The 17,933-nt window shown below is 60.5% G+C and carries 15 protein-coding genes, 1 other RNA gene and 1 riboswitch; of the genes, 8 read left to right on the top strand and 8 right to left on the bottom strand.

Annotated features, from left to right (window positions below):
- The first annotated feature begins 68 nt into the window (after positions 1–68).
- The 6 genes from mraY (at position 69) to QRX40_RS05750 (ending at position 8,171) form a co-directional block, all read left to right on the top strand.
- Positions 69–1,172 (top strand): phospho-N-acetylmuramoyl-pentapeptide-transferase, encoded by a 1,104-nt coding sequence (gene mraY / locus QRX40_RS05725; protein ID WP_045924096.1) that lies wholly within the window; start codon positions 69–71, stop codon positions 1,170–1,172.
- A gap of 79 nt (positions 1,173–1,251) precedes the next feature.
- Positions 1,252–2,691, top strand: coding sequence for a UDP-N-acetylmuramoyl-L-alanine--D-glutamate ligase (gene murD / locus QRX40_RS05730; protein WP_313836926.1), 1,440 nt, complete (start codon positions 1,252–1,254; stop codon positions 2,689–2,691).
- The gene (locus QRX40_RS05735; RefSeq protein WP_313836927.1) at positions 2,675–3,898 is read left to right on the top strand and encodes a putative peptidoglycan glycosyltransferase FtsW; all 1,224 of its coding nucleotides are present in this window, start codon (positions 2,675–2,677) and stop codon (positions 3,896–3,898) included. Before murD ends, QRX40_RS05735 begins: the two co-directional genes overlap by 17 nt.
- Positions 3,899–3,968: 70 nt before the next feature.
- On the top strand, positions 3,969–5,201 hold the full coding sequence (locus QRX40_RS05740) for a UDP-N-acetylglucosamine--N-acetylmuramyl-(pentapeptide) pyrophosphoryl-undecaprenol N-acetylglucosamine transferase (protein WP_313837030.1): 1,233 nt from the start codon (positions 3,969–3,971) through the stop codon (positions 5,199–5,201).
- Between the two features lie 130 nt (positions 5,202–5,331).
- On the top strand, positions 5,332–6,909 hold the full coding sequence (murC, locus tag QRX40_RS05745) for a UDP-N-acetylmuramate--L-alanine ligase (RefSeq protein WP_396184422.1): 1,578 nt from the start codon (positions 5,332–5,334) through the stop codon (positions 6,907–6,909).
- On the top strand, positions 6,906–8,171 hold the full coding sequence (locus tag QRX40_RS05750) for an FtsQ-type POTRA domain-containing protein (RefSeq protein ID WP_313836929.1): 1,266 nt from the start codon (positions 6,906–6,908) through the stop codon (positions 8,169–8,171). Before murC ends, QRX40_RS05750 begins: the two co-directional genes overlap by 4 nt.
- Here the strand turns inward: QRX40_RS05750 and dtd are convergent.
- The 3 genes from dtd to QRX40_RS05765 all read right to left on the bottom strand — a co-directional run bounded on the left by dtd (position 8,164) and on the right by QRX40_RS05765 (position 9,958).
- Positions 8,164–8,664, bottom strand: coding sequence for a D-aminoacyl-tRNA deacylase (dtd, locus tag QRX40_RS05755; protein WP_313836931.1), 501 nt, complete (start codon positions 8,662–8,664; stop codon positions 8,164–8,166). The genes QRX40_RS05750 and dtd overlap by 8 nt on opposite strands.
- A 394-nt stretch (positions 8,665–9,058) precedes the next feature.
- Positions 9,059–9,523, bottom strand: a complete 465-nt coding sequence (locus QRX40_RS05760; protein WP_313836933.1) for a GNAT family N-acetyltransferase — start codon at positions 9,521–9,523, stop codon at positions 9,059–9,061.
- Positions 9,524–9,640: 117 nt separating this feature from the next.
- Positions 9,641–9,958, bottom strand: a complete 318-nt coding sequence (locus QRX40_RS05765) for a multidrug efflux SMR transporter (protein ID WP_313836935.1) — start codon at positions 9,956–9,958, stop codon at positions 9,641–9,643.
- Between the two features lie 8 nt (positions 9,959–9,966).
- A riboswitch (guanidine-III (ykkC-III) riboswitch) is annotated at positions 9,967–10,030 on the bottom strand.
- A gap of 203 nt (positions 10,031–10,233) precedes the next feature.
- Between QRX40_RS05765 and QRX40_RS05770 the strand changes: the two genes are divergently transcribed.
- Positions 10,234–11,673, top strand: a complete 1,440-nt coding sequence (locus tag QRX40_RS05770) for an FtsX-like permease family protein (RefSeq protein ID WP_313836936.1) — start codon at positions 10,234–10,236, stop codon at positions 11,671–11,673.
- A gap of 321 nt (positions 11,674–11,994) precedes the next feature.
- On the opposite strand, the gene QRX40_RS05775 is transcribed toward QRX40_RS05770, so the two are convergent.
- From QRX40_RS05775 to QRX40_RS05795, 5 genes are all read right to left on the bottom strand, one after another.
- Positions 11,995–12,273, bottom strand: coding sequence for a type II toxin-antitoxin system YafQ family toxin (locus QRX40_RS05775; protein ID WP_045924101.1), 279 nt, complete (start codon positions 12,271–12,273; stop codon positions 11,995–11,997).
- Positions 12,266–12,520 (bottom strand): type II toxin-antitoxin system RelB/DinJ family antitoxin, encoded by a 255-nt coding sequence (locus QRX40_RS05780; RefSeq protein WP_101432134.1) that lies wholly within the window; start codon positions 12,518–12,520, stop codon positions 12,266–12,268. The genes QRX40_RS05775 and QRX40_RS05780 overlap by 8 nt, the downstream gene beginning before the upstream one ends.
- Before the next feature lie 241 nt (positions 12,521–12,761).
- Positions 12,762–13,160, bottom strand: a transfer-messenger RNA (tmRNA) gene (gene ssrA, locus QRX40_RS05785).
- Between the two features lie 113 nt (positions 13,161–13,273).
- Entirely contained in the window at positions 13,274–14,218 is a 945-nt protein-coding gene (locus QRX40_RS05790) for a LysR family transcriptional regulator (RefSeq protein ID WP_313836939.1), read from the bottom strand.
- Between the two features lie 232 nt (positions 14,219–14,450).
- Entirely contained in the window at positions 14,451–16,073 is a 1,623-nt protein-coding gene (locus QRX40_RS05795) for an NAD-dependent malic enzyme (RefSeq protein WP_313836942.1), read from the bottom strand.
- Between the two features lie 302 nt (positions 16,074–16,375).
- Between QRX40_RS05795 and QRX40_RS05800 the strand changes: the two genes are divergently transcribed.
- Positions 16,376–17,851, top strand: coding sequence for a DASS family sodium-coupled anion symporter (locus tag QRX40_RS05800; protein WP_144085499.1), 1,476 nt, complete (start codon positions 16,376–16,378; stop codon positions 17,849–17,851).
- Positions 17,852–17,933: the final 82 nt, after the last annotated feature.

A 17,933-nucleotide genomic window follows, 5' to 3' on the forward strand; every position in this document is an offset into this window, starting at 1 on the left:
AATCTGCTGGCATCCCCACAGCGGGGTAGAACGTTCAAGGACAGAATCCAAGAGTTGGAGTACACACTGTGATTGCCCTCATCATCGGAATCCTGGTCGCCCTGGTGGTGACGCTGGCAGGCACCCCCCTGCTGATACGGCTGGTCCACCGTCTGCACTACGGCCAGTACATCCGCCAGGATGGGCCCAAGTCTCACCTGGTCAAGCGCGGCACCCCGACCATGGGCGGGCTGATCATCAACCTGGCCATCCTGCTGGGTTGGGCAGCCTCGGCGCTCTACCGCTACCTGTCGCGGGGGGAATCCGTGTCCCTGTCGGCCATGCTGGTGCTGTTCGCCATGCTCTCCATGGGCTTCCTGGGCTTCATCGACGACTTCGCCAAGGTGCGCAAGAAGCAGAACCTAGGCCTGTCGGTCAGGGCCAAGTTCATCGGCCAGTTCATACTGGCCACCATCTACGCGGTGCTGGCTCTGAAGCTGCCCACCAAGAACGGCTACCCCAGCGCCCAGGCGGGCATCTCCTTCGTGGAGCAGCCCATCATCGACTTCAGAATGGCAGGCAGCGTCCTGTCCGTGGTGCTGTTCATCATCTGGGTCAATCTGCTGATGACGGCCTGGAGCAATGCGGTCAACCTGACTGACGGCCTTGACGGGCTGGCTTCAGGCTCCTCCATGATCGCCTTCGTGGGTTACACGGTCATCGCCTTCTGGGAAAGCTACCACTTGAAGGGCGGCAGCCATCCCGGCCATGCCTACGCGGTCTCCGACCCCCTGGACCTGGCCATCATCGCCTGCTGCGCGGCCGTGGCCTGCTTCGGCTTCCTCTGGTACAACACCAATCCGGCCTCCATCTTCATGGGAGACACTGGATCCTTGGCCCTGGGCGGGCTCTTCGCAGCCCTGTCCATCGCTACTCATACCGAGCTTCTGGCAGTCATCCTGGGCGGGCTCTTCGTGGGGGAGGCCGCCTCCGACGTCATCCAGGTGGGCTACTTCAAGCTCACCCACAAGCGGGTCTTCAAGATGGCGCCCATCCACCACCACTTCGAGCTGATGGGTTGGCAGGAGTCCAAGGTGGTTGTCCGGTTCTGGATGGTGGACCTGATCTTCGTCCTGCTGGCCCTGGTCTGCTTCTATGCAGACTGGGTGGTCCGCTCCGGGCTGCCCATCTGAGCGCGTCCATTCACGGTACCGGACTTCGGCAGCCGGTATCATGCCAAGCAGATGCCGGAGCTAGCGGAATGAGGTGTTCATGGATATGGACTTGAGCCAGAAGCGTGTACTGGTCGCCGGGCTGGGCATTTCCGGACGGAGCGTGGCCGCAGCCCTGCGAGGCCGGGCGGCCGGGGTGATCACTGTGGACCAGCGCGCCCCGCAGGCCGATCTTCATGACTTCGACCAGGTGGACTGGAGCCAGGTGGACCTGGTCATGGCCTCGCCCGTCTTCAATCCGCGCACCCCATTTATCCTTGAGGCGCAGCGTCGGGGCATCCCTGTGGTCAGCGAAGTGGAGATGGCCTGGATGTTGCGGGTGCCCGCAGCCCGGACCGGCCGGCCAGCCCCCTGGATCGGAATCACCGGCACCAATGGCAAGACATCGACCACCAGGATGGTCGCCGCCATGATGCAGGCCAGCGGGTTCACGGCCCCTGCGGTGGGCAACATCGGCAAGGCCGTCTCCACAGCCGTTCTGGACTCCGACAACGACATGCTCTGCGTAGAGCTGAGCTCCTTCCAGCTGCACTTCACTTTTTCGCCGACCCTGGAGTGCGCGGCCATCACCAATCTGGCCGACGACCACCTGGACTGGCACGGTGGCTTTGAGGCCTATGCGGCCGACAAGGCGCGCATCTACCGGGGCGTGCGCAAGGCCCTGGTCTACAACGCTGACGACTCCCGGGTCTCTGAACTGGCCAGGCAGGCGCAGCCAGCCCCAGGCTGCCGACGTGTGGGCTTCACCCTGGGTCGGCCCGAGCCTGGGCAGTTGGGCGTAGAGGATGGCTGGGTCATAGACCGCAGCAGATTGACCGGTCATGACTTTGAGGAGGGCGTCAGGCTGGTCCGGGTGGTCGACCTGACGGATCTGTGCGAGCCTGACGGCACGGTCTACCCCCATCTGCTGGCTGATGCCCTCTGCGCCCTGGCTCTGGTCCTGGGTGCTGGGGCCAAGGTCGACGCGGCCATCGAAGCCATGCGTGCTTTCACCCCTGGCGACCACAGGATCAGTACGGTGGCCACCCTGGGCCAGGGTTCGCAGGCCATCCGTTTTGTCGACGACTCCAAGGCCACCAACGCCCATGCCGCCGAGGCCTCCCTGGCCAGCTACCATGACGGCCAGGTGGTCTGGCTGGCCGGCGGGTTGGCCAAGGGCGCCCGCTTTGACGATCTGGTCCGGTCCCGCAGGTCCAAGCTGGCTGCAGCCGTGATCATCGGCCGGGATCAGCAGCCCATGGCCCAGGCCATCAAGGACCAGGCGCCCGATCTGCCGGTTACCCTGATCGACCCTGGTGCCGGCGATCAGGTTATGGCCCGGGCCGTCCGTGCAGCCGGCTCCTATGCAAAGCCCGGCCAGGTGGTTCTGCTGGCCCCCGCCTGCGCCTCCATGGATCAGTTCGCCTCCTATGCCGACCGGGGTGACCAGTTTGCCCAGCAGGCCGAACAGTGGGTCCACGAGCATGAAGCGCGACACTGATCCGCACAAGGCTCCCTCCCGCGGGGCTGGCGGCAAGGGGGACTACCGGGGCTGGCGGGCCATTCTCAACCCGCTCTGGTGCTACTACGGCTTTTTGGCCACGGTCGTCGCCACCACGGTTTTCGGCCTGATGATGGTCTTTTCCTCCTCGGCTGTGGATCTGGTGGCCCAGGGCAGCTCTCCCTGGAGCCAGGTTATTCGTCAGAGCATATACGCCGTGGTGGGGCTGTTGCTGGCCCTTTTGGCCGTGAGGATCAGCATCGACCGCTACCGGAGCTGGAGTACCGGGTTTCTGATTGTCAGCCAGGGTATTCAGCTGCTGACGCGTACTCCCCTGGGGCGGTCTGCCAACGGCAATGAGGGCTGGATCTCGGTGGGGGGCATCTCCATGCAGCCGGCCGAGCTGCTCAAACTGGCCCTGTGCCTGTGGCTGCCCCAGGCCCTGATCGAAGCCCAACGGCAGGCTGGCAAGGATTCCGACTTGAAGAGCCAGGCAAAGGCCTATGCCAGGCCGGCCGCCGGCTTTCTAGTCAGTTTCTTGCTGATCATGCTGGGCAAGGATCTGGGAACGGCCATGATCATCGTCATCATCGGCTTCGTGGCCTTCCTGGTCTCGGGCTTCCCCCTGCGCTGGCTGCTCAGCCTGGCAGTCCTGGGGATGGCGGCGGTCATCGGCTTCTCGGTCTATGGCAACAGCAACCGGACCCAGCGGATCATGGCCGCCTATGGCAAGTGCTCGGCGGATGACATTCAGGGTGTCTGCTACCAGTCCATCCACGGACTGTATGCCATGGCCTCGGGGGGCCTGACCGGGGTCGGGCTGGGCAACTCCAGGGAGAAGTGGAACTACCTGCCTGAGGCGCACAATGACTTCATCTTCGCTGTCATCGGCGAGGAGCTGGGCTTTGTAGGGGCGGCCATGCTTATTCTGGTCTTCGTGGTCATGGGCTGGTGCATGCTGAGGATCGCCCTGACCACCAGGAACCGGTATGCGGGCATGGTGCTGATCTGCCTGGATGTATGGCTGGTGGGTCAAGCCCTGGTCAACATCTGCGTGGTTCTGGGCCTGTTGCCGGTCATCGGCCTGCCACTGCCCTTCGTGTCGGCTGGAGGGACCGCCCTGATCTCCTGCCTGGCTTCGGCAGGGGTGGCCCTGCAGATGATTCGGACTCAGCCGGACGTGAAGGCGGCCACGGACGGGTCCTGAGATATGGCATGAATATGGCGGAAAGGAAGCGGATTCAGGGATGACGACAGCGACGAGGACCGAGAACGGGATGCCTGGGGACGACCAGGAGCATGCCGAAAAGGACGCTGGTCCCCATCTGGTGCTGGCCGGCGGGGGGACTGCAGGGCATGTCAACCCCCTGCTCAGCGTGGCTGCGGCCATTAGGGAGCGCTGCCCCCAGGCTGCTGTCAGCGTGATCGGCACCGCGGTCGGGCTGGAGCATGACCTGGTACCAGCCGCCGGCCTTCCCTTGGATTTGATTGAGAAGGTGCCCTTCCCCCGTCGCCCCGGCAAGGCCGCCCTGGGCTTTCCCCGGCGTTGGCGGCATGAGGTGCAGCGAGTCCGAGAATATCTGCAGGTTCGGTCGGCCGACCTGGTGGTCGGCTTTGGTGGCTATGCCTCGGCGCCGGCCTACAGGGCTGCGCGGAACCTGGGCCTGCCCATCGTCGTCCACGAGCAGAACGCCCGGGCAGGCATGGCCAACAAGCTGGGCGCTCACTGGGCTGATTTCGTAGGCACGGCTTATGAGGACACCGGTATCCGAGCCCGGGCCGGCGTGCCTGTGCGCCGCGTGGGTCTTCCCCTGCGGCCGGCCATCGCCCGACTGGCCAAGCGGATGGAGGCTGATCCCTCGGGCGCTCGCCGGGAGTCGGCACGGTCCCTGGGTCTGGATCCCGATAGGCCCATTCTGCTGGTCACCGGGGGATCCCTGGGTGCGCTCAACCTGAATAAGGCGGTGGCTGGCGCGGCCCGGCAACTATTGAATCGAACCCAGGTCATCCATCTGACGGGCCGTGGCAAGGCCGACCAGGTCAGAGACCAGGTGGCGGCTGATCTGGGCGATGCGGCCATCAACGATTTGGACCCGGCCGACCAGGGCCGGGGGGACTACCACATGGCCGAATACTTGGAGCGGATCGATCTGGCCTTCGCCTGCGCCGATCTGGTGGTCTGCAGGGCTGGTGCCGGCTCTGTCAGCGAGCTGGCCGCCCTGGGGGTGCCCGCCGTCTACGTGCCCCTGCCCATCGGCAACGGCGAGCAGCGATTCAACGCCCAGCCAGTCGTTCAGGCCGGGGGAGGGCTCATGGTCGATGATGCGGCGCTGGACGCCAAATGGGTGGCCCAGCACGTCCCTGCTCTTATGGCTGATAAGGATAGGCTGGCTGACATGCGCAGCCGGGCCTGGGGGTACGGGATTCGCGACGCCGCCCAGGTGATGGCTGAGCAGATCCTGACCATGGCCGACCAACACCTTGCCCGCAAGGACTCTGGGAGGGCCTAATCGGGCATAATGGAGGCAGGCGACGGGCGACCGTCCTGAACGGTCCTGAACTGTTGGAGGAGATGCAACTACTGTGCCCAAGCATGAATTGAATACTGTGCCCGGTCGGCAGGACGGCGGCGACCGGTCCCTGCCGGTTCTGGACCCCTGCCTGCCTGCCTTGGCCCAGGACGGAGTGCGCGACCCCAGGGATTTGGGGCCCACCCACTTCATCGGCATCGGCGGGGCCGGGATGAGCGTGCTGGCCGAGATGCTTCACCAGGAGGGGGCGCAGGTCTCGGGCTCCGACCGCGCCGAGGGGGACAAGACCCGCCGCCTGCGTCAGCTGGGAATCCCGGTCGCCATCGGCCAGGATGCCAGCAACGTGGCCGGGGCTCGCACGGTGGTCTGGTCCAGTGCCATCAAGCCTGACAATCCCGAGATTCTGGCAGCTCGCGAGGCCGGCGCCCGGCTGGTCCATCGCAGTGACATTCTGGCCCTGCTTATGGCCTCCAGAATTTCAGTCACCGTGGCTGGCGCCCATGGCAAGACCACAACCAGCGCGCTCTTGGCCCACCTGCTGACCAAGGGCGGCCAAGGGGATCTGGCCGATCCCAGCTACGCCATCGGGGGCAGCCTTCAGAGCGGCCAGGGGCCCATGGACGGGGGGCATGTGGGAGCCGGACGGGTCCTGGTGGCCGAGGCGGACGAGTCCGACGGCAGCTTTGGCAAGTACACTCCCGACATCGCCATCATCACCAACGTGGAGCCCGACCATCTGGACCACTACGGCACGGCTGACGCCTTCCACCAGGCCTTCGTGGAACATGCCCGGCATGCCCGCCGCTTCCTGGTGGTCTGCGGGGACGACCAGGGCGCCCTGGAGGTGCTGCGGCGGCTGCACGGGGACTGCCAGGCCAAGATCATCGTCTATGCTTCGGATCCCCAGCTGAATATGGGCTCCCTGCCCGGGGTCCTCGGCCTGGTTCGCATCGAGTCCGAGTCCGAAAGCAGCGGCAGCGGTCGTGAGCATTGCCGTTTGGCTCTCCCGGCGCAGGTGCTCCAGGCAGCAGGGTTGGATGCCGGCAAGCCGCTCGAATTGCAGGTGAACTTGGCGATTCCCGGCATTCACAATGCCCGCAATGCAGCCGCGGCAATCATCGCCGCCATCCTGTTGGGAATGGCCCCGGATACGGCCGCCGCTTCTGCCGCAGACTTCCGTGGGGCCTCTCGACGCTTCGAGGTCCGTGGAATCCAGCACGGGGTCACCGTAGTGGACGATTACGCCCATCATCCTACGGAGATCGCCGCCCTGCTGACAGCCGCCAGACGGCGTTATCCGGGGCGGACCATCAGGGTGCTCTTCCAGCCTCACCTGTATTCGCGAACGGCCATCTTCGCTGACCGGTTCGCAGATGCTTTGTCCCTGGCGGACGATGTGACCGTAACCGACATCTTCCCCGCCCGTGAGCTGGCCAGCGATTTTCCGGGCGTGGATGCCGGGACCATCCCTGCCGCCGCTCGCAAGGCATCGAACCATGAGTCCCAGGATTCCGGGAAGAGGTCGACCGGAGCTGTCTTCCGGGCCTGCCCGGACATGCATCAGGCAGCTCTGGATCTGGCCGAGCGGGCAGAGCCGGGGGATGTGATCCTGACCGTAGGCGCCGGCGATATCACAGCCATGGGACCGGTCATTCTTGACAGGCTGGCTGAACGGGACGAGCAGTGAAGACCGGCAAGGGTCGCAGCGCCTCCGGCGGAGCCTCTTCCAGAAGCAGGGCCGTTCGGGCTGCCAAGGCCGCACGGACAGCCCGGTCTGCGCGCACCACCAAGCCTTTGGGAGAGGAACCGCAGACCGGCAGAACCGCCAGATCGGGCAGGTCGGCCGCTTCCGATGCTGCGGGATTGGCAGGTCGCCGGTCCAAGGCTGAAAAGACAGGCGGCAGGGGCAGGCGTCTCAAGCGGTCCAAGCGTCTCAAGCGTCGTCCCAATCGTGCCAAGAATGCAGGCGGCTCCAGGACACGTAGCCCAAGGTCGGCCTCTTCATCCTCCCGCTCTCTAGTCAAAGCCAGCAGCGCCTCAGCCTCCAAGTCAGTGACATCCAAGTCTGTAGAATCTCGTTCGACGAGTTCGGCCGGCGGATTCGTCGATGCCCGGACCATACCGCCGGACCGACCCGTCTCAGGCAGGATTGGCACCGATCAGGAGGATCAGGGGCTGGGGATCTTCGTACGGCCCAAGGTTCTGGACTTTCAGGCCCGGGTGCGCGAGAAGAAGAAGGTCAGCCGCAGGCTGGTTCTGATCCGGACAGGTGTCGTCCTCCTGGTCATGGCTCTGATTGCAGGACTGTCATGGCTGCTTTTTCTCTCGCCGGTCTTCCGCCTGCAGACCGACAAGATCGATGTCAGCGGCGGCAATGCCTGGGTGTCCAACGATCGGGTGGCCTCAATCGTGGCTCATCAGGGGGATCGCTCGCTGCTGCTGATTTCCACTAATGGAGTCGAGCAGGAGATCAGCGGCATGGCCGGGGTGACCGATGCCAAGGTCCGCAAGAGTTTTCCGCACGGTCTGGAGGTGACCTTCGATGCCCAGGAGCCCACTGCGGTCTTCAAGGATGCGCAGGACAAACTGACGGCCGTAGACAGACAGGGGAGGGTGCTCAATACTGTGTCCAAGCCGGTGAAGGGAGTGCCGGTCATTCAGGTGTCCACCGTCAATCGTGCCCAGCAGGATCAGGCGGTCAGGCAGACCCTGCGGATACTGTCGACCATGCCCGAGGCCATGCGCCATTCGGTGACCAAGGTGACTGCGGAAACCCAGGACTCCATCACCACCGAGCTGGACCAGGGCAAACATGTCATCATTTGGGGTGACGGCTCCGACCTGAAGCTCAAGCAGGCCGTGGTCGACAAGATCATCAACGATCCGTCCAAGATCGGCGACAAGCATCAGCTTGATGTGTCGGCGCCCCTGCGACCCATCGTTAAATAGTCGCTGAAGGAGTAGCCGTCTTCATCAGCCTGTCGGTGTCCAGCAGGATGGTCACCGGTCCGTCGTTGACCAAATTCACTCGCATGTGGGCGCCGAATTGTCCGACGGCAACTGGCACACCGGTCGCGGCCAGTGCCTGGTTCAGATCCTGCCAGACGCTTTGAGCGTGTTGTGGTTCGCCCGCAGCCATGAAACTGGGTCGATTGCCGCGCCGCAGATCCGCGTAAAGAGTGAACTGGGAGATGGAGAGGATGGATCCGCCGCAGTCCAGGACCGACCGGTTCATCCGGCCTTCCTCGTCGGCGAAGATGCGCATCCGGGTCAGCTTGCGGACGGCATAGTTGACCTGGTCAGCTCCGTCGCCATCCTGGACGGCCACCAGCAGCAAGAGTCCCTTGCCAATGCTTTGGGGCTTAAAATCAGGATCTGGCTGCCCTTGCTCGTCGACCACATCGACCCGGGCATGGCTGACCCGCTGTATGACGATTCTCATGGTTCCAGTCTAAATACTTTAGGCGTTGTTGTAGTGTCGCAGGGAAAAGCTGGACCGGTACCTGGTTGGTGTCAGGTCGGAGAACCGTTTGAAGACTGGCATGAAAGACGCCCACTTCAATGTAGTCGTAGCAGGGCTGGTTCCTGTCAACGGTCCAGTCGATGGCTGTCCCTTCAACTCTTACGATGCCTAGCTTCAGGTCGAAGTCCGCGGTGCCTGTATTGCCAAGGAAATATGACGGGCTGCCTCTTCGACGCAACCCTGATCGGTGTGCACGGAGGATGTCATGAGGAATTACCTACTTACTCCGCTGATGGGCGGATTCTGGTCAGTCATGGTTTCCCTTGGATTGTCTCAGATTCGCTGGCGTTGTTTGGTTGTACAGACGTATCCGTCAACTGACTGCTGCGGTCATGATCCAGTCGGTCTGTAGATCCTCGCCCAAGGTGAAGGTGTGCTCCCCGGTCCGTTTGAAGCCCATGGCTTGGTAGAAACGTTGGGCGGGCTCATTGTGCTCCCATACACCCAGCCAGAATTTGCTCAGGCTCTGGTTTCTGGCACGTTTGAAGGCTCGATTGATCAACAGGGTGCCCAATCCCTGGCGTTTGAAATCCGATAGGACGTATAGCCGCTCGATCTCCATGGATGTGTCGCCGAACTGCCCTGTTTGGGCCTTCCCGGTGTTGAGCTGCATGTAGGCTGCGGGCGTGCCATCCACGCTGGCCAGAAGAAAAACGGATTCAGGTTCGGACAATTGTGACTTGACCAGTTCGGGGGAGAAGGAGTGCCGGAGGTAGTCTTCCATGTTCTCTTGGCTGTTGTCGGCGGCGAAGGTGTCGCGGAAAGTGGTAATGCCCAAGGAACGTATCAGTTCGGCATCATCTGATGTGCATTGCCGTTTTTGCGGTCATGATAGCGATTCCTTTTCCTCATTGATTCTGCTGCTTGGATATATCTGCTTTGATAGGCACTGCTTTCAGTTGATGATCTTGAGTCCGACTACGCAGGCGACCAGGCCGATGATGAGCAGAATGCGGGCGAGTGAAATAGGCTCCGAGCCCGTGGCCATGGCGTATAGGACAGTCAAGGCAGCTCCGATGCCGACCCAGACTGCGTAGGCCGTGCTGGTAGGGATGTTGCGCATGGCAAAGGCCAGACCCATCATGCTGAGAATCAGTCCCACAATAAAAACGATGTCAGGGACGATTTTGGTAAAACCTTGAGACTTGCCCAGGGCGGTGGCCCAGACCGATTCACAGATGCCAGCGAGTATAAGTATGATCCACGAGGACATGGCTCCCTTTCGGCAAGTCTTGTCGCTGTCCGGGTACTTGACCATCGTCCGGGAACCTGCATCAGGTTCTGCGCATCAGAGTAGCACGTGGGCGACTCTGATGGCGGACTAAGAAGGGGAGAGAGCGGTCGACGGTCCATTGCGAGAAGGAATCAGGGTTGATTCAGGGTCGTTTCAGGGGTTTGCCGGATGTTGTCTTTCGCGTCGGTGGGCTATTCATGTAATAGAGGAATGTAGTCGAGTGTACGCACGAGGACGTGGCAGGTGAATGAAACATGACTTGGGCCTTACGTGATTTGAAAGCCAATAATGGCATCTGGGCTGGCGTCTTTATCGTTCTTGTGGTTACTCAAACCCTGCTCTGTGCCATGAGCGTGAGCATGGGTGTCAACAGCTATTACCAGGGTTTGTCGGCCAAGACCAGGGATCCTGCCAAGAGCCTGGCTTCGGTCCTGAGTATGGTCTTTCTCACGGTCATTGTGCTCGGCTGTCTGGTGATCAAACAGACCCTGCAGGCATCGATTCGCCAACGTCGGCAGGGGCTTGCCCTTCTCTCACTGCTGGGAGCCACGCCTAGGCAGATCCTGCTGCTTACACTTTTGCAGGTGATGATTTTGGTTCTACCAGCCTCCCTCGTTGCTGTGGCTCTTTCACCTGCGCTGGCTGGAAGGATCCTCGATTGGTATTCCGCTGGAATGCGAATGCCGGTACATTTCGCTTTTACCTGGCACGGTTTTCCCAGGTCTGCCCTGACTGGTCTTGCAGTGGGATTGGCCACGGCGGTCTTGGCGACCAGCCGAACATTGCGGGATTTGGGGAAGATGACACCCGTCCGGTTGGTGCGCCGTGCTGAGGAGAGCGAATCGATTGACCGGCCCCGACATGGACGCGGTCTTGTATCCCTTTTCCTTGGATTGGCCTTGCTGCTATTGCCATTGCCTGTCTTTGCCTATCTTTCGCGCAGCGGCTCTGGGTCCTTAGAGCCTAAGCAGGTCCAAGCGGTCATAAGTGCCGTTGGAAGTGGACCGCTGTTTGCTATTCTCTTGCTGCTTATTGCCTTGGCACGTTCTGGTGGGCCAGTTATAAGCAGGGTCACTCAACTTTGGACTGCTCTGGTCCCCTCGTCATCTGCTGTCTGGCGGATAACGCGTTCACAGGCTGTGGCCAGGAGTCGAGATACGACATTCGGCTCAACAGTTATAGCTCTGACTGCCTGTATGTTTCTGGTTGGTGGTCTGTTGGCTGCCGGAGGCACCAGTACCATCGCCATGAACAAGGTACCGGGAATAGAGAACGTCACATCGGGGGGAACCCTGGAGTTGCTCTATGGTTTCTGGGCAGCGCTTCTTGTCGCCCTGGTCGGCGTGATTGCGGGGTTCGCCATCGCCGCTCGGGATCGTGACCTAGATTTGGCGCTCCTGTCAATTGCCGGCGCAAACCCGCGGCAGCTGACTGCTATATCCATATTGGACGGCACCATCGTGATGACTACGGGCATTATCATCGCAGCGGGCGGCACCGGACTGGTCGGACTGAGTACAGCTATGGTCTACTGGTCGCTTGTCCATAGTCTGTCCATGGTTTTTCCTCGGCAGTTCTTCCTTGTATGCGGGTTCCCGATCATCGTCGTCGGCTCGCTGGCGACCATGCTGACGGCGCGGCCTGCTTTGCGGCGCTCGCCCATAACCATTCTGCAAGGCGCCGTAGGCGAATGATTGACAATGAACTTTTACTCCTGGACCCGCGAGCGTAATTGAGCGGTCTTGCCAAGCATTGATCTCGGCCATGGCTGTGTGACATATTCATCAACCTGCAGTTCCTTGCTGTATTGACCAGCACTGGTCAATACAGAAAATACATGTTGGCTGCTCGAAGATGGGTATCGCCATTATGGCACGTTAATCTTGAGGAGATCCTACTGGCGATTAACTCTTTAACTGAGAAGTAGATAAACAGTTGGCGGTCAAATTTGTGTATTGAGTACAGTGATTCGTGTCAGTCGGAACAAGGCTCGATTACTCAGACTTTCACTTATGTCACAGTGTTTGGTCATGGCTGCCAGTGGTCATCAAAGTGAGAATCATTCGATTTTTATCGCGCTTGTACACCAGGAGCCAGTCTGCGTCGACATGCAGCTCCTCGTATTTGGACCAGCGTCCTTTCAGCTGGTGATTTCGGTATTTGCGTTTAAGCAGTGCTGAATTGTAGTCAGCCAAGTCGTCGAGCACTTGATCGAGCCTGCTTAAGTCGAAATGCTTCTTCTTGATTTTCTTGACATCACGCAGGAATTTTTGCGTATATGCAAACTCATACATGATGGATGATGTCTTTCATATCCTCTACATCACCCACGTGAGTGACCGGTGAAGCTTGAGCTTCCTCCATTTCCCTGTCAAAATTGGAAAGTTGGGAGCGAAATGGAAGTCCCCCTTCGCGCAAAGACTGAGAAAGAAACATATTTATTGCTGTGCCGAGATCAAGGCCTAGATCTTCGAAAAGCTGTGAGGCCCGACGCTTCATATCCTCACTGGTGCGAATTTGAATTCTCGCTGTCTCTTTCATTGTTTTCACTCGTTTCGATTGCTCTGTTGGTCTTTCTAGTTCCAGAATTATATCATTATTGCTCCGAATGGAGTTGTATTGGAGTTATTTTAACTCCGCGAGTGAAGAAACGAGCATGACTTGAGATTCATGAATAAGGTTTTTGACAATGTGACGCACTAAAAAATGCGGGGAGATGGATTCTTGAACCGTAAAGGCAGTATGAAAAGGGCCGGCCAAGTTGCCTCGGCCAGCCCTTGTTTTGTGGAGCTGCGGGGAATTGAACCCCGGTCCGGTGACCGCACCCTCAGTCTTCTACGTGCGTAGTCTGCTGGCCTTTGTGGCTATCTGTCTGCCCCCACCTGTGTCGCAGACAACTGGTGGCGGGCATAGCCGCAGTAAAAGTCCCCGAACCGCCCTGTGGCGCGGCAGTTCAGGCAAGTCTTCTTAATGACGCTCAGCATCCCCCCGAAGGCGAAGGGGAGTGAACGGAGCAGCTGCTCACTGGTTAATCCTGGCGCGAAGCTCAGGCAGCGAGAGCGAACTCAGTGCGGTTAGATTTAGCACTTGTTGTTTGCGGGAGGACATTAACGAGCGGACCCCCGCGTTCTCGGCACGCTTCCCTGCGACGAACAGGTCACCGTCGAAACCGATCAGCCCCAATCTTGAATTATCAAGCTCTGCCGGTGCCATTACGGACCAGCTTCGTCAGTATACAACAGATGGACGCTGCGGATATTCCCGCTTCTCCCTGGGCATTGACTTGCATTTTGGTCAAGCCACAGAGCCCAGTCGGCTGGTGGCGTAGTCGCTGAAGGCGTGCACCTCCTCCACGTCCTCGTGAAAGGCCTCGCGCTTCGTGTCGTTAAAGAGGTAGATATTGAAGCGGGGCATGTCATCACCGGCAAAGGGGATGAAGCGCAGACCATCGCCAGGGTGTACGCCAGCTGAGGTGATCAGGCTGCAGACCAGGCTGGATGTAGTCACCATTTTCAGTGTTTCCACGTCGGAGACCTCGATCAGGTGGCTGACAGGTTCAGACAGGTGAATCAGCCGTTCAGCGGCCTGGGCATGGACGAAATCGCGGTTGAGGGTGGCGAAGGGGACGTCCCCGGGAAGCATGGCCAGATCCTCGGGGTGCAGACTGGTCATTCCTGCCGTACCCAATCGTTCGACCATGGACTGGGTGCAGACCATGCCGAAAGGGTAGGAGGCCAGCTTGGTCGTTTCAACGCCATCCACGCTCAGCGATTCGTCCACGCTGGCAACAGCCCCATAGTCCACGCGGTGGGCCTCTATCTGGCCCAGGAGCTTTTGGGATCCTATGCTTTCTATGGTCGTGTTCTTGTCTGGTTCGGACTGCTTCTGCTGTTCTTGTCCGGAGCTCAGTAGCGATGAGATGATGGGCGGCAGGCCGATGGTGCGCCGTCGAATACCGGTCCGTGCAGCCAAAGCCTCGGGCAAGGAGTTGATCAGATCCAGGGCCTGGCCGATATGATCTACCACTGTTCTTCCTGCTTGGGTGAGCTGTGTGCCATCACCTGCTCCGAAGCGTTGCCTTTGGACCAGCCTGGTTCCTAGGCGCTTTTCCAGTCTTCTGATGGCCTGCGAGACCGCAGGCTGAGAGATGCCCGCCTCCAACGCGACATCGGTGAAACTGCCGTACCGGGCCAGCATGGTAAGCAGCTCGAGGTCGCGGACATTATCCATATAGGTCATGAGCCGCTTCCTTTGATTGTTGCTCAGATTATTATTGCTTATCCGTCAACTTTGGCGAAAGACTACTTATCATCAGACTATCATCGTCAGCCGGACTTAAGAAGATTGACCCTTGAGGATATTGACAGGGCCTGACTCATGATTGGGGTCCGGTCGCCGCGATCATAGGTGATGAACCGTGACGGTCGGACCCCAATCTCAACATCGCAAGAAGCGAAGGTGCCGGTTTCGCTCAGGCGTCGTAGTGCCACTGGGCCTTGGCCACGGCGGCGTCCACGTCCTCGATCGGTTCCCGGTTCAGGCCTTCTTGGACTGCCTGTGCAGCCACAGCAGTGGCGACCCTGCGCGAGATCTCCTTGAGGTCGGCCACCGGAGGCAGCACGGCGGTTCCTGGCTTGTCCACATCGATCATGTCGGAGATGGCATAGGCTGCGGCCAACAACATTCCCTTGGTGACCAGCCGTGCCTTGGCGACGATGGCCCCGAAGCAGATGCCGGGATACATGAGGGCGTTGTTGCCCTGTCCGATGGAATAGGTGACGCCCTGGTAGTCAACAGGCTTTGAGGGAGTGCCGGTGATGACGAAACCGCGGCCATGGGTCCAGGCGATCACGTCGGCGGCCTTGGCCTCGGCCAGTTCCGTGGGGTTGGAGATGGGGCAGAGCAGCGGCCGTTCCACATGCTTGGCCATGGCCTCCACAACGTTCTGGTCAAAGGCTCCAGGCTTGGTCGAGGTGCCGATGAGCACCGTGGGTTGGAAGGCGTCGACAACCTCTGCCAGCGAAGTCTTGTCGGTGACCGAAGCGAACTCATTTGGCTTGCGTGCATAACGGGTTTGGCCCTCGGTCAGATCATCCTGGCCCTGCTCGATCAGACCCTGACGGTCGAAGAGCAGGACCCTGCTGCGCGCGGTCTCGGTATCCATGCCTTGGCGGATGATCAGGTCGTCCACGATCTGGTCGGCGATGCCCACGCCGGCGGTCCCTGCGCCGAAGACCATGATCCTGGTGTCCTTGGGGTCGGTTCCGGCGATTTTTCTGGCGGCGATCAGTGCGGCCAGGACGGTCACGCCAGTGCCCTGGATGTCGTCATTCAGGGTCAGGATCCGATCCTGATAGCGCTTGAGGACGGGCGCGGCCTCGGGCCTGCCGAAGTCCTCCCAGTGGATCAGGGCCTCCGGATAGCGCTGGAGGACCTGTTGGACGAAGTCATCGATGAAGTCGTCGTAGCGCTGGCCTCTGACCCTGGCGAAGTGGTTGCCCACGTAGTCGGGATTGTCCAGCAGGGCTTGGCGGTTGGTGCCCACATCTACCATCACCGGCAGAACGCGCGAAGGGTCAATGCCGGCAGCAGCGGTGTAAACCGCCAGCTTGCCTGTCAGGATCTCAGCGCCCTGAGCGCCCCAGTCGCCGATGCCAAGAATGCCTTCTGCGTCGGTGCAGACCACCAGGTCAATGGGCCGATCACCGGCGTACTGGTCCAGGGCATCGCCGATCCCCTCAGGATGATCGATGGAGATGTAGGCCACATCGCTGCCCGAATAGAACTCGTCGTAGCGTTGGATGGACTGGGCCACGGTGGGGGCGTAGACGATGGGCATGTACTCGGTCAGGTGCTTGTCCATGCTCCTGTAGAAAAGCCGACGGTCGGTGCGGCAGATGCTCATCAGATAGAGCCGCTTGTCCAGATCGGTGGGCTGGGCCAGGAAGCGGCGGTAGACGATGCGCTCGCGCTGTTCGTCATCCTGTACGGCAGCAGGCAGCAGCCCGTCCAGTTTTAGCTCGCGCCGTTGCTCATAGTCGAATCCCAGTCCCCGGTTGGCATAGGAATCGTTGATGGTATCGAATCCTGTCATGGTCTCACTTGTCCTTCACGATCGGGGCCGGCCGCGTTGCCGGACCTCTGCAATCAGCCTAGAAAAGCCTTGGACACACCGGCAAATAAGCAGAATCTATATGCGCTTAAGCCACTTTTGCCGCTCTTTGACGGGCCTTGGAGGTCATGGACGGCCGCCAGGTATGGCGCTCCTTCATATAGGGAATGCTTATTTGTCTCCCCTGCCGCCTGCCGCATAGCATAAGTCCACATGAGCAAGCCGACGAAGAGGTCGGTGGTTTCCAGGCGGTCATACGCCGGATCATGAGCGAAGGAGCAATGATGGGTGAAACAGTACGAACACGTGAGGGCAGGGGAGACCCCCAGGCAGAGGCCAGCCAGCCTTTCAATACGAGCCAGCTGGTCAAGGCTCTGATCTGTGTAGCGGTAGGGTTGGTCATCTTCCTGATTCCGCCTCCCAAGGGGCTGACCGCCCAGGGCATGCACATGCTGGGAGTCTTCGTAGGCACCATCCTAGGGCTGATTCTGCAGCCTCTGCCCACCTCAGCAGTGGCCATCATCGGCATGACCGTGGGGATGCTGACCGGTGCCCTGGATCCCAAGAAGGCGGCTTTCAACGGACTGGGCAGCGCATCCATCTGGCTGATCGTGGCGGCCTTCTTCATCGCCCAGGGCTTTGTCTCTACCGGGCTGGGCCGCAGGATTGCCCTGGTCTTTCTGTCTCGATTAGGCAAGTCCAGCCTGGGCACAGCATACGGACTCTCGGCCGCCGACCTGGTCCTGGCTCCGGCCACCCCGTCAAACACGGCTCGTCTGGGCGGCATTCTATTCCCGATCATCACCTCCATCAGCGACGTGCAGGGTTCAAAGCCGGACACTGACGAGTCCCGGCGGCGCATCGGCGCCTACCTGGCGATCACGGCCAACAACGTCAACGCCATCACTTCGGCCATGTTCCTGACGGCTATGGCGGCCGGCCCGGTCGTAGGACAGCTGGCCCAGAAGTTCCATGTGGACATCGGATGGGGTACCTGGGCCCTGGCTGGTATTGTGCCCGGCCTGATCTGCCTGATCATCATCCCCGCCCTGATCTACCGCATCTTCCCGCCAACTCTGAAGAACGTTCCTCAGGCTCAGGAGGATGCCAAGGACGAGCTCAAGGGAATGGGTCCGCTGAGCATGCACGAGTGGATCATGACCGTGACCTTCCTGGTCATGCTGGTCCTCTGGGCGACCGGTTCGGTGATCCATATCAACTCCACCACCGTGGCCTTCCTGGGCGTGGCCGTGCTGTTGTGCACCAAGATCATCACCTGGCAGGATATGGTGGCTAACAAGTCCGCCTGGTCCACGTTGATCTTCTTCGGCGTCCTGGTAGGCATGGCGGAACCGCTGAACACCCTGGGTGTCACCACCTGGGCGGGGGAGATCATTGCCGGACTGGTCAAGGGCCTGCCCTGGGTGCTGGTTCTGGTCATTCTGACGGTCTTCTACTTCCTCATCCACTACATGTTCGCTTCCGAGCTGGCTCAGGTGGCGGCCATCTACACGCTCTTCGTCAGCGTGGCCGTGGCCGCCGGGGTCCCCGCCATGCCTGCAGCGCTGATGCTGGGATGCGCCAGCGGTCTGATTGGCGCCATGACCCATTACGCCTCCGGACCGGCGGCCTTGATTTACGGTGCCGGATACGTCAAGACCTCTGAGTTCCTGCGGATCGGCCTGATCTGCGGACTGGTGACCGTGGCCATCTTCCTGACCGTGGGTCTGGGCTGGTGGCGGCTCATCGGCATCTGGTAAATCCCGATTCCGTAGATATATGTTTGGTCCCGTCTAGTCGGCTATAGACAGCTCGACAGGGCGGGACCAAATCACGTTTAAA

This window comes from Bifidobacterium sp. H6bp9 (assembly GCF_032193695.1).
In the GTDB taxonomy this organism is placed as follows: domain Bacteria; phylum Actinomycetota; class Actinomycetes; order Actinomycetales; family Bifidobacteriaceae; genus Bombiscardovia; species Bombiscardovia kimbladii.

Bases quoted from the DNA above. Each gene is read 5' to 3' on its own strand.
- murD (WP_313836926.1), top strand. From the start codon at position 1,252: ATGGATATGGACTTGAGCCAGAAGCGTGTACTGGTCGCCGGGCTGGGC.
- QRX40_RS05735 (WP_313836927.1), top strand. From the start codon at position 2,675: ATGAAGCGCGACACTGATCCGCACAAGGCTCCCTCCCGCGGGGCTGGC.
- QRX40_RS05740 (WP_313837030.1), top strand. From the start codon at position 3,969: ATGCCTGGGGACGACCAGGAGCATGCCGAAAAGGACGCTGGTCCCCAT.
- dtd (WP_313836931.1), bottom strand. From the start codon at position 8,664: ATGAGAATCGTCATACAGCGGGTCAGCCATGCCCGGGTCGATGTGGTC.
- QRX40_RS05765 (WP_313836935.1), bottom strand. From the start codon at position 9,958: ATGTCCTCGTGGATCATACTTATACTCGCTGGCATCTGTGAATCGGTC.
- QRX40_RS05770 (WP_313836936.1), top strand. From the start codon at position 10,234: ATGACTTGGGCCTTACGTGATTTGAAAGCCAATAATGGCATCTGGGCT.
- QRX40_RS05775 (WP_045924101.1), bottom strand. From the start codon at position 12,273: ATGTATGAGTTTGCATATACGCAAAAATTCCTGCGTGATGTCAAGAAA.
- QRX40_RS05780 (WP_101432134.1), bottom strand. From the start codon at position 12,520: ATGAAAGAGACAGCGAGAATTCAAATTCGCACCAGTGAGGATATGAAG.
- QRX40_RS05790 (WP_313836939.1), bottom strand. From the start codon at position 14,218: ATGACCTATATGGATAATGTCCGCGACCTCGAGCTGCTTACCATGCTG.
- QRX40_RS05795 (WP_313836942.1), bottom strand. From the start codon at position 16,073: ATGACAGGATTCGATACCATCAACGATTCCTATGCCAACCGGGGACTG.
- QRX40_RS05800 (WP_144085499.1), top strand. From the start codon at position 16,376: ATGGGTGAAACAGTACGAACACGTGAGGGCAGGGGAGACCCCCAGGCA.